The sequence below is a fragment of the Enterococcus lactis genome (assembly GCF_015751045.1).
GTDB lineage: Bacteria > Bacillota > Bacilli > Lactobacillales > Enterococcaceae > Enterococcus_B > Enterococcus_B lactis.
Genome location: NZ_BNJW01000040.1, coordinates 1 through 8,748 on the forward strand (window position 1 = coordinate 1; position 8,748 = coordinate 8,748).

At 36.3% G+C, this 8,748-nt stretch carries 4 protein-coding genes and 2 pseudogenes; 1 reads left to right on the forward strand and 5 read right to left on the reverse strand.

Annotated features, from left to right (window positions below):
- From KFO35_RS13425 to KFO35_RS13445, 5 genes and pseudogenes are all read right to left on the reverse strand, one after another.
- The coding region (locus tag KFO35_RS13425; protein WP_211140345.1) for a 5-methylcytosine restriction system specificity protein McrC at positions 1-1,243 on the reverse strand (1,243 nt) is incomplete at its 3' end.
- Positions 1,218-2,989, reverse strand: a pseudogene (locus tag KFO35_RS13430) (McrB family protein). The pseudogene KFO35_RS13430 and the gene KFO35_RS13425, both read right to left, overlap by 26 nt.
- 114 nt (positions 2,990-3,103) lie before the next feature.
- The gene (locus KFO35_RS13435) at positions 3,104-6,253 is read right to left on the reverse strand and encodes a type I restriction endonuclease subunit R (RefSeq protein ID WP_024634820.1); all 3,150 of its coding nucleotides are present in this window, start codon (positions 6,251-6,253) and stop codon (positions 3,104-3,106) included.
- Positions 6,254-6,265: 12 nt separating this feature from the next.
- Entirely contained in the window at positions 6,266-7,435 is a 1,170-nt protein-coding gene (locus tag KFO35_RS13440) for a restriction endonuclease subunit S (protein WP_024634819.1), read from the reverse strand.
- Positions 7,425-8,174, reverse strand: a pseudogene (locus KFO35_RS13445) (N-6 DNA methylase); the annotation flags it as partial. The pseudogene KFO35_RS13445 and the gene KFO35_RS13440, both read right to left, overlap by 11 nt.
- A 70-nt stretch (positions 8,175-8,244) precedes the next feature.
- Here KFO35_RS13445 and KFO35_RS13450 point away from each other — a divergent pair.
- Entirely contained in the window at positions 8,245-8,499 is a 255-nt protein-coding gene (locus KFO35_RS13450) for a transposase (RefSeq protein WP_000199136.1), read from the forward strand.
- The last annotated feature ends 249 nt before the right edge of the window (positions 8,500-8,748 follow it).

Sequence of the window (8,748 nt, forward strand, 5' to 3'; positions counted from 1 at the left end):
CAAATTCCAAATAACTTGACGCAGCTTGCGGAATGAAAAAATGATATGTGAATATTTCTCCTCCTAGCCCGCTTAATATGCCTATTTTTTTATACCCATGATTTGCAGGAAGGGGATCGGAAGTAGGTTGCAGAAAGCCGCCTTTCATTGTATCTGCTTGGTCTAAATTCATTATATGAATATATGTGACTAACTGATTATAGTCATTTCTAGTATCAAGATGTTTTTTGTATTTTGTATCAATTGGTATATTATTAAATGTAAAATCTGGATATCGTGGGGACCGGTTGGGCTCTTGAAATAAATGCATTGTTGCTAACCCTTTATCTCTGCCATAATGTTTCCAACCAGTGACTTTCCCAATGTATTCTTCCCATAGCCAAGACACATCGATAATGATTCCATGTATTTGATTTTTATCACTTCCAAATCCTGATTTTTCTTCCGATAAAATTTGGATACAGATTTGTTGAAGAGCCGAATACTCCTCGTAATAACTATGTTTGACTGGATGAAGGATATTCTCTTGAAGGATATTAAATTGATTTAATCTAGCATAACCAGGTGTTATTTGTTTGATTAGAACCACGTTTTCTTTCGTATCCTCATCTCCACTAAGTAAGAAATCGTACTCATTTTGGATTTTTTCAATAGTATGACGAATAAGCTGGGTTAGGTGATTATTATAGTTAAACTCTCGTGTTCGATAAGCAACTTTTCCAACGAAAGGAACATTCGAACGGATGTGTTTTGCAACATCAACAGCTCCCTTGATATTGGCATTATTGTATTCTCGTTTGACATATTCTTTGTATATCCCTTTACACATTGCTTCATTCAGATAATAAGGAAAGAGAAATACCAACAAATCGTAGTATGTCATCTTTTTAGATGCACTAAAATGATCATTAATCACGTTGTAATTCAAAACACGCTGAAGCATATAACGTAAAAAGAAATCTTCATGCTTCATTTGATTAGCGAATCTAGAATGAATTCTTAATTCATCTGTTGAATCGCTAAGGATACCTACGACATTACAAGTCCAAATTTTTCCATTTCTTGATTGAAATATCAAGTTATCTTCACTTAGATCCTTGGATTGATTTAACTGTTGCGGAAAGATAATAAAATTTTCTTTCTCTAAACTACTTAAGTCACGATTAACTAAGTTCGTAATGATTGGATGTTGCACAACTGAGTCATTGATTTCTTGATTATCGTGTAGAGGTTTCAGCTTCATCTAAATCACCGTCATTAGAGTATACCTTTTCTAGTATTCCTAATTTTTCTTTCGCCTTATGTTCACCACGAAAATAGTCTTTCAATAATGGATATAACTTAGTATCCCATAATTGTTCCATTGTCTCCTCACCATTATCGATACTTAAAAAGTAACTAGCACCAATTTGGTAATCAGTTGACAATCCACCTTTTTCTTTGGTAACGATCGTCTCATTTAAACGCGTCATAAGTTCTTTTGTTTTCTCTTGAGTCAGCATATTTTGTGCTGAATCTTCTGCCTTTATTTCTAAGAAAGTAAATCGCCGGCGCATAGCAAAATCAAAAGTATCAACAGAACGGTCAATGTCGTTCATCGTCCCAATAATATAAACATTATTAGGAATATAGAATTTTTCTTCTGGATTTTCATGGAGGTTCGCATATTGTGTATAAACACCTTCTTTATGCCCGCGATACCCTGGATCAATTGAGAAAAATAATTCGCCAAAAATTTTGGAAATTTCGCCCCGATTAATTTCATCAATGATAAACACATAGTTTTGGTTATTCGTAGAATCTACCGTTGACGCCGTGTAGTTTTTTAAGCCAAATTCTTCTTTTAAGTGTTTTACAATCGCTTTTCGATAAGCATCAAATCCACCTTTTGGCGTACCAGGTAATCCACGATAGACATTATAAATTTGGTCATGGTTCATGTAAGTAGTAGTTTTTGCAGGATAAACGCCTTGAATTTCATTTCTTTCATAGGCGAGAAGATTGCGTACTGGTTTCCCAGTCAATGTTTTAAGTTTATTGTAGCCTTCTCCCTCTATACTAGCTTCCGTTACCGCATCAAAAAATTTAGCCCAAGCTTCTTCAAAATTATCTTGTCCATTTACTTTCTTTGTTTTCTTTGCTTTTTCAACAAAGCTCTTAAAGCTTCCATCTTTCAATGTGAAACTAACAACGCCATCATCGGATGTGGTTGGACGTAAACCTTCGACAAAATCAGTATAATCATAGCTAGGATGAAACTGGACAAATCCAATTCGGCTCTTTTCATCTTCGCTCAATTCATTGATTTGTGTAGTTCTTCCATTTGAAACGACATCAGCTGCCATTTCATTTGCAAGGAATGTTTTCCCTGTTCCAGGAGCGCCACGTAGAATAAGGTTTTTAGATTTGAGCAAATGTGAAACATATGATTTCAGCAAATGATTGGTCATAGTCTGAGTCTCTCCTACTCGTATTTCCTTTTTCTCTTTCCCTTTATAAACAAGAATAAATTCATCCCCAGATGTTCCAAAACGTTTCAAACATTCTTGTACAAATAATAAAGTTGAAAAAATACTCCAACAATAGATGACTATCTGCTTGTCTTCATTATATTTATAAATCAAAAATTCAATGGACTTCCTTTTTTTTTGAAACTGTCAACATCTGGAAAAATCCCTCGTATTATCTCATCCCCTGAGTGATATCGACACACAGGAAATGTTGCTCTTTCGCTTTCTGGTAGAGAAACAATCGATCGTTCAAACATTTGAATAGCTAATCGCGGTAATGTTTGATTTGAAATTTTCCGTTCATTTTTACCGTAGTTTCTTCTAGTTATTTCGCCTTCTGCCGTACGGAAGTAAGCATCTTTTGGTTGATAATTATCCCCTAAGCTTAGATTCTTCATAGTAAATGTTGGGTCTGTTGATTTAATCTCATCAGCAGTTATTCTTAGTTCATATGTTTTTTTTGTTTCATTGTTGTTCATATTTTCTTCTACTTTCAAATTTTATTTACCGTATCAATGTAAAAATAAAACCAAATTTTATTTCGAGCATCATTTATTAACATGTTTATCATACAATTTCTTCAATTTTCTCGTTTACCTCAATTCATTCTCAAGTGGAATCAACTCATCATCTAACATTTTACGCCAGGCTCGCTTCATTTCTTGTGGGTATTTAAATGGCTTGGCTTCTGGATGTTTGGCTTTATATCCTTCGTAATCCTTACTGTTGATAATTACTTTCATATTAGGAATTGGATCTTCACCTGGTAGATATTGCAGATTAGAAGCATGTAATTCTTTCTCAGAAACAAACCACTCATTGGAAAAGACATGAATCAAATCATCACTCGCTTGTGTAAAATAGCGACGTTTAATGACAAAGATATCTTCATTACCATCTAAAGTCCCCACATCAAATGCATTTAAAATTTGTCGGTAAACTTCTTTGACTCCTTCTGTTTTATTCAATTTAGCCAAAGCTTTTTCAATTTCTTCTCGTGCATCTGAACTATTCGCAGCATAAGTTCCTAGTAATTGATCAATATAAGTAGAATCAATATCATACAACTTAGTGGTATTTTCACTATAAAATTCGATCGTTGAAAAATCTTCTCCCTCTTTTTCTGGTTCTTCCTCTATTAATGAACCCTTCACGGTCTCGTACACGCCAATTTGTTCTTCCAAAAGTTGAATTTGATTGTTCAAAGTTGGAGATTTCACCATGTCATCATTGTAATCGTCATAAGTCACTAACGATTCATACGCACGATTCAATTCTTGAAATGCTTTGACGTACTCGATACGGATTTCAAGTGGCGTATGTTCATCAATGGATTCTATTGATGAAACCTCCTTTAACTTACCATATGCTTGCTTGAATCTTTTTTTGGATTCCTGATAACTTGGATAAATCAATCCCGATTCTTCTTTTGCTTCTGAATACAGTTTTGTCGCATCCTCGACATTTTTCTCCATTGTCGCTGGCTTTCGGAAAGTAACAATTAGTCCTTTTGTTTTTTCTGGATACGTACGGTTCGTACGTGAAAAAGCTTGGATCAATCCTGCATACTCTAGATTACGATCCACAAATAGGGTTTGAATCGTAGGAGCGTCAAAACCTGTCAATAGACGATCCACTACGATCACTAAATCGATTTGTTTCCCAAATTGTTTAAATTCCGCTCTTTTTCGTGCCAAACGATTATTGATATCTCCGTTATAACGCTCAATGTCTGCTAATGACCAGGCAGTATCATAATACTGATTATATTCCTCAATAATTTTTTGCATTTCTTCTTGTTGGACACTTGAATCTCGGCTGTTTTCTTCTAATGAATAGGTAATAGCGATTCGTGGAAAATCAGGATCCTCCATCGTTCTTCCTTCACGAATGGGCTGATTAGGAAACTCTTTTGTTAACCAGTCAGGTTCTTTCGTCATTTCTTTGATCGCTCGATAATACTTTTTGGCCATGTCAATGGAACTCGTGGTTAAGATCGCAGACTTCGTTGGACGGCCATTTCGAAAATCAAATTTTGTATAGGCATTATCTGGACGGAACATTTTATGAATGACTTTTTGGATATGTTCATCTGCTTCAAAAACAGCAGGGTCCAAATAACTTTCTTTTTTGACAGGCTCCATTTGATCGATCATACGATTGATCTGTTCTGATGAATACTCTGCATATGTTTCTACTTCTTTTAATTTCCGATAGATTTTATTCTCTAATGAAGTCGGCTCCACGGTGTTTTCATGCTCTACTTGAAATCCTAAGACAGAGCCATCTTCTAGCGCATTCTTAATGGTATAGGTGTGCAAGACCTCTCCATACTGATCATGGGTCGTACGTGCCAATTGCCCTTTGGCTTGTTTCCGATTCTCAGGAAAAATCGGCGTACCTGTAAAGCCAAACCAAGTGGATTTCGGAAACATTTTTTTGATTTCTTCCATATTTTCAGCACTTAACGCTCGATGACACTCATCTACTACAAACACGATATGTTGTCCCATTAATTTTTGGAAGCGATTGGTTCCTTTTTTCTCTTCTTGTTTCTTTGCATATTTCAACGCCGCATCTAGCTTTTGACGGGTTGTAATAATCACAACATTTGCATTGGCATCTGCCAACAGGGTTTCACTTAACTCTTTGGCACTTCCTGTTCCCACGATCAAGCTATTCGCTTTGGCATTCCCGGAAGAAATCCCAGTATTAAATTCCGAAGCAAATTTCGTAAACTCTGTGGTGGTTTGATTATCTAAATCTTTGCGGTCCACTAACATGATCGTTCGATCGATCCCCGATTTTCGTGCTAAAAGCTTAGTAGATACAAAACTAGTCAACGTCTTTCCTGAACCAGTCGCATGCCACACATACCCTGATTGATGTTTATTTGCGGCAATAAACAAGGCTTGAATCGCATGCACTTGATAAGGATGTAACACCATGAGGGTTTTATTGTCTTGATCTTCACTGACAATCGTATAATCCGCAATCAAGCGATGGGCATCCGGGATATTTAGCACTTGTTTGCAAAACTCATATAAGTTTTCTACCTTTTTATTATCTTTCGTTCGCCAACTAAATAAAAACTTAGGATGCAAATCCTTCGGTAAGGCATTTGCAAAATACCGGGTCGTTTGTTCATTGGAAACCACAAACAACTGTAAGGTCGAAAAGATATTGTTCCGAAACATGCCTTCTTCTGCATATTTTTTGATTTGATTAAACGCCTGATAAAAACCATCTTTTGCGGTTACTTGTTTCAACTCGATTTGAACAATCGGTAATCCATTGATCAATAAGGTGACGTCAAAACGTCGATCCCGTGCTTCTATGTTACTTCCACGTTTTGCAATTTGATGGACCACTTCATAAGTAGAGATTCCTCCACCAATGTCTTGATTGGAATAAAGGATAAGTGAGACAGAACCTAATTGCGAATCTTCCCGTTCAATCGTGATCCGAGCCATCCCATTTTCACCTTTTAACCATTTCGCAGCATCAAATGGGGTTTTCGTCCGTAGCAATAATTCCGTTTTAATCGTTTCAAATTCTTTATCGGTCAAAGGAGAATCATTCAGTTCCGCTTGATTATTTGAGATGATTTTTTGACGTAAATTGATCCAAAGATCTTCTTCTGATTTTAGATCGGGACGATACGTCCACTGATTATGTCCTTCCCCCAGTACACGAATCAACTGTTCTTCGACTTCCGCTTCCTCACGGTGACTAATTTTCATTTTTCTTCCCTCCTAGACAAACATCTTTTGTAAGAAGCCTTTTTTCGTTTCTTTTAGTAAATCCAACTTACGTTGATGAAGAGCGATCGTATCATCTAGCTGCTTGAAGAAGGCACCAATTTTTTGTTGTTCTTCTCCGGTTGGAATAGTAATTAAAGCTTCTCTAATATCATTTGAGTTAATACTTTCAAATGTTGATCCTGTACTGAATCGATTCCAGTAGCCAGACTCTTTCATTTTCCCAAGTTGTTGGAAAATGAAATCATTTCCTTTAATTGCTGCAACTCCACGTCCTAGAACTACATCATAATCAGTTTTTCCGATGTCTCCAACTGGAGCTCGAACACTTAAAATAAGGTCACCTTTTTCTGCTTGTTTTGTAATTTGCGTAGTCCAAACTCTTGGTACAACTCTATTGTTTTTCATATCAGCATTTCCTTGAACCAAAATATAGTCCTCTGGATTCTCTGTATAATTTTCCGAATTTGGAGATTGCCCCATGGTAATTTGAACGATTTCTCCCAACTTCCGCTGTTCCCAATCTTCCGTAAAACCAGAAAACCGAATTTCTGGCACTTTTGCTCCGTTTTTAGGGAACATTTTTTGTAAGAAGCCTTTTTTCGTTTCCTTCAGCAAATCTAACTTACGTTGATGGAGGTTGATGGTATTGTCAATCTGTTTGAAGAAAGTGCCGACTTTTTGTTGTTCTTGAATGTCAGCTGGTACTTTAACAGGTAACTTTGCAAGATCATTTGAATTTATAGCTGGGTAGCTTGTTCCTGTACTTCTTTCTAAAACTCTATTTACAAATTTTTCTTCTTGTATTAGAGTCAAAAGAAAGTAGCCATTACCTATAGGTCTCATTTGTGCATAACCTGTTGAGAAAACGTAGTTATCATAAGGTAAGTCAAAGAGATAATTATTCTTTTGATAAGGGCGCACTGTCTGATAAAACACATCATTTTTTTTAGCTAAGCGTTGGGCTCTTGAAGGAGCGGAATATCTATTTTCCGTTCTATGTCTGACCAACTCTGTTCCAACCACAGATTCTAAATCAACATATTCGAATCTTTCAGGCAAGTCTGATTTGGGATTGAACTCTGCTAACTCATTTAACTTACGCTCTTCCCAATCTTCCATAAATCCTGGAAACCGAATTTCTGGTTGTGTATTATTGCTCATGTTTGAACACCTCCAACGCGCCTTGTAACCACGCTTCATTTTCAGGTGTTGTTTGCAGGGAAGAGATAGCTTCCAAAAGTTCTTTTTCTAGCACTTGCTGTTCTTGTCGTATCTTCTTGATGTCATTTCCGACATGAACCATATCAATTGGTTCTTCTTCTTCGAAAGTATCTACATAGCGTGGGATATTTAAGTTATAGTCATTTTCTTTGATTTCATCAAAGGTTGCCAAATGAGCGTATTTCTCAACATCTTTTCTTTCAGCGTAGGTTTCGAGGATTTTTTGAATGTTTTCTTCCGATAGTTTGTTTTGATTTTTCCCTTTGACAAATTCTCTACTAGCGTCAATGAATAATACATCTCGAGTTTGGCGGTTCTTTTTCAATACAATCACCGTCGTTGGAATCGATGTACCAAAGAACAAGTTCGCAGGCATACCAATCACGGCGTAAATACTGCCGTCTTCTAATAATTTTTGACGAATGACCCCTTCTGCAGCGCCACGGAATAAAACTCCGTGTGGCAAGACGATGGCCATAGTCCCTGTTTCCTTCAAATGATAGAAACCATGAAGAAGAAACGCAAAATCTGCTTTGGATTTTGGCGCTAATTTTCCATAACGATTAAACCGAGAATCATCTAAGAAGGTCGTATCTGCTGACCAGCTAGCCGAATAAGGTGGGTTCATTACTACTGCATCAAATGTGTAAGGTTCATCTGTTGGCCAGTCTGGTGTTAGTATCAAATCTTAGACAGCTTTTCGTAGAGACAAGAATAAATTAAACTTATCTACGAGAGGATGAATTTTTATGACCCGATATGAAGAAAATTTTAAACAAATGATTGTTGAACTGAATCAAACTGGACGTTCTGTTCGAGGGTTAGCGAAAGAATATGGCTTATCTGAAGCAACGATTTACAAATGGAAGAATTTATATTTACCTGATCAGTCCACAGGACTGACTGGAAAAGAAGTAGCTGAACTGAGAAAAGAAAATGCTCGTTTAAATGAGGAACTTGAAATCTTAAAAAAAGCCGCAGCCATATTCTCTCGGAAAACCTAAATTCGCTTGTTCAATTTATTGAAAAATGGTGTAAGGATTACACTGTTTCTTTGTTGTGTCGGTTATTAGAAATCCCTAGAAGTGTCTATTATTTTTATAAGCGCGAATTGTAAAATTAAGTTAGAAAAATAAAAAGGCATTTATGGTACACTCAAATTGTATTTCCGACGAAAGAAAACAAAGGAGTGTAACCATAAATGACCTACAAACATCTTACCATAGACGAACTGACAATGATAGAATCATATT